This window comes from Ferrovibrio sp., assembly GCF_029255545.1.
Classification (GTDB): Bacteria; Pseudomonadota; Alphaproteobacteria; order Ferrovibrionales; family Ferrovibrionaceae; genus Ferrovibrio.
The window spans coordinates 44352-46268 of record NZ_JANLJJ010000053.1; the positions used below are offsets into that span (position 1 = coordinate 44352).

Annotated in this window: 2 protein-coding genes and 1 pseudogene; 1 reads left to right on the forward strand and 2 read right to left on the reverse strand. The window is 66.2% G+C overall.

Features of this window, described 5'->3' with window-relative positions; translation table 11 throughout:
* Positions 1-33 precede the first annotated feature (33 nt).
* Entirely contained in the window at positions 34-945 is a 912-nt protein-coding gene (locus Q1J79_RS11115; protein ID WP_300300199.1) for a DMT family transporter, read from the forward strand.
* Here Q1J79_RS11115 and Q1J79_RS11120 read toward each other — a convergent pair.
* Both Q1J79_RS11120 and fliI read right to left on the reverse strand, forming a co-directional pair.
* Positions 942-1379 (reverse strand): hypothetical protein, encoded by a 438-nt coding sequence (locus tag Q1J79_RS11120; protein ID WP_300300201.1) that lies wholly within the window; start codon positions 1377-1379, stop codon positions 942-944. The genes Q1J79_RS11115 and Q1J79_RS11120 overlap by 4 nt on opposite strands.
* Before the next feature lie 16 nt (positions 1380-1395).
* Positions 1396-1917, reverse strand: a pseudogene (gene fliI, locus Q1J79_RS11125) (flagellum-specific ATP synthase FliI); the annotation flags it as partial.

The following is a 1917-nucleotide window of genomic DNA, read 5'->3' on the forward strand; positions in this document are numbered from 1 at the left end:
AAAATGATCAATCATGCAGATGATGTTTCAGATATGACCGGACGTGTTTGGCTGCTGCTCGGCGCATTGTCGCTGCTCTGGGGTGGATCGTTTTTCTTCATCGGCGTCGCCGTGCGTGAATTGCCGCCGTTCACCATCGTGGCCAGCCGCGTCGTGCTGGCTGCCCTGGTGCTGCTGGTCGTGCTGCGCGTGATGAATCTGCGGTTGCCGCGCCAGCATGGACTGTGGCTCGCCTTTCTCGGCATGGGGCTGCTCAACAACGCCATCCCCTTCACCCTGATCGTCTGGGGCCAGAGCCAGATTCCCAGCGGGCTGGCCTCGATCCTCAATGCCACCACGCCGATCTCAACCGCCTTGGTGGCGCATGCCTTCACCAGTGACGAGAAGCTGACGCCCGCGCGCATTCTCGGCGTGCTGCTTGGCCTGGCTGGCGTGGCGGTGATGCTGGGGGCCGATTTGCTCGGCGGCCTGGGGCAGAATCTGCCGGCGCAGGCCGCCTGCCTGCTTGCCACGGTGTCCTATGCCTTCGCCGGCGTGTTTGGCCGCCGCTTCCGGCGCATGGGCGTGCCGCCGCTGGTCACCGCCAGCGGCCAGCTGATCGCCTCGTCGCTGCTGTTGCTCCCGCTGGCTTTGGTCATCGACCGGCCCTGGGGTTTCGCGCTGCCCGGCTGGCCGGTGATCGCGGCTTTGGTGGCGCTGGCGGTGTTTTCCACCGCGCTGGCTTACGTGATCTTCTTCCGCGTCATGGCGGTGGCCGGCAGCAACGTCAATCTGGTGACACTGCTGGTGCCGGTCAGCGCCATCCTGCTCGGCGTGCTGGTGCTGGGGGAAAGCCTGCTGCCGCGCCATCTGCTCGGCTTCGGCGTCATCGCGCTCGGCCTGCTCGCCATCGACGGGCGGCTGCTGCGGATCCTGAAACCGGCTCCGCCCGGCAGCCACCCTTAACCGGGCTGGTCGCCCGGCGTTTCCTGGCGGCGGCGGAAGCCCTGCAGGCCGGCTTCATCCATCTCGGCCTGCTCGCGGCGCTCCTGCTTCTGGCGCTCGCGGCGCTCCCAGTTTTCCAGCACCAGTTCGTATTTCTTCAGCTCGCGGAAGGCGGCGTTGACCTCTTCCTGCGCGGCCCTGATGCGGTCGATCGTCTCCTCGCGCGAGACGTCCAGGTTGGCATGGCGCTGGCGGTTCACCTGGCGATAAGCGGTGAAGCCGAAGCCGGCCTCGTAATGCTGGGTGGCGACGTGGCGCTCATGCTCCAGCTCTTCGTCCAGCCTGATCATCTGCCGTTCGATGCCGGCGCGCAGGATTTCCAGGTCGACGACGATGCGGCGCCGCTCGTCGAGCCGCCATTTCCATAACCGGATCAGTCCGTCGACGCCGCGCATGGCCTAAGTCCCGGTCCTACTGCGCCGCCTGCTGGCCGCCGCCTTCACCCTCGATGAAGATTTCAGCCAGCCGGGCGTAGCCCGAGGGCAGGTCGGCGCGCTCGGTTTTCTGCTGCTTGAGGAAGGCTTCCAGCATCGGCTGGTAGCGGATCGCCTCGTCGACTTTGGGGTCAGATCCCATGCGATAGGCGCCCAGCCGGATCAGCTCGGCCATGTCGTCATAGGTAGCCATCAGCTGGCGCGCGCGCGTCACCAGCATGTTTTCATCCTCGGTGTTACAGCCCGGCATGGTGCGCGAGATCGAGCGCAGGATGTTGATGGCGGGATAGCGGCCGCGTTCGGCGATGGCGCGTTCCATCACGATATGGCCGTCCAGAATGCCGCGTGTGGCATCGGCGATGGGTTCGTTATGGTCGTCGCCGTCGACCAGCACGGTGAACAGCCCGGTGATGCTGCCCTCCTCGGTGCCCGGCCCGGCGCGCTCCAAAAGGCGCGGCAGTTCGGCGAAGGTGGTCGGCGGATAGCCCTTGGTGGTGGG

Bases quoted from the DNA above. Each gene is read 5' to 3' on its own strand.
- Q1J79_RS11120 (WP_300300201.1), bottom strand. From the start codon at position 1,379: ATGCGCGGCGTCGACGGACTGATCCGGTTATGGAAATGGCGGCTCGAC.
- Q1J79_RS11115 (WP_300300199.1), top strand. From the start codon at position 34: ATGACCGGACGTGTTTGGCTGCTGCTCGGCGCATTGTCGCTGCTCTGG.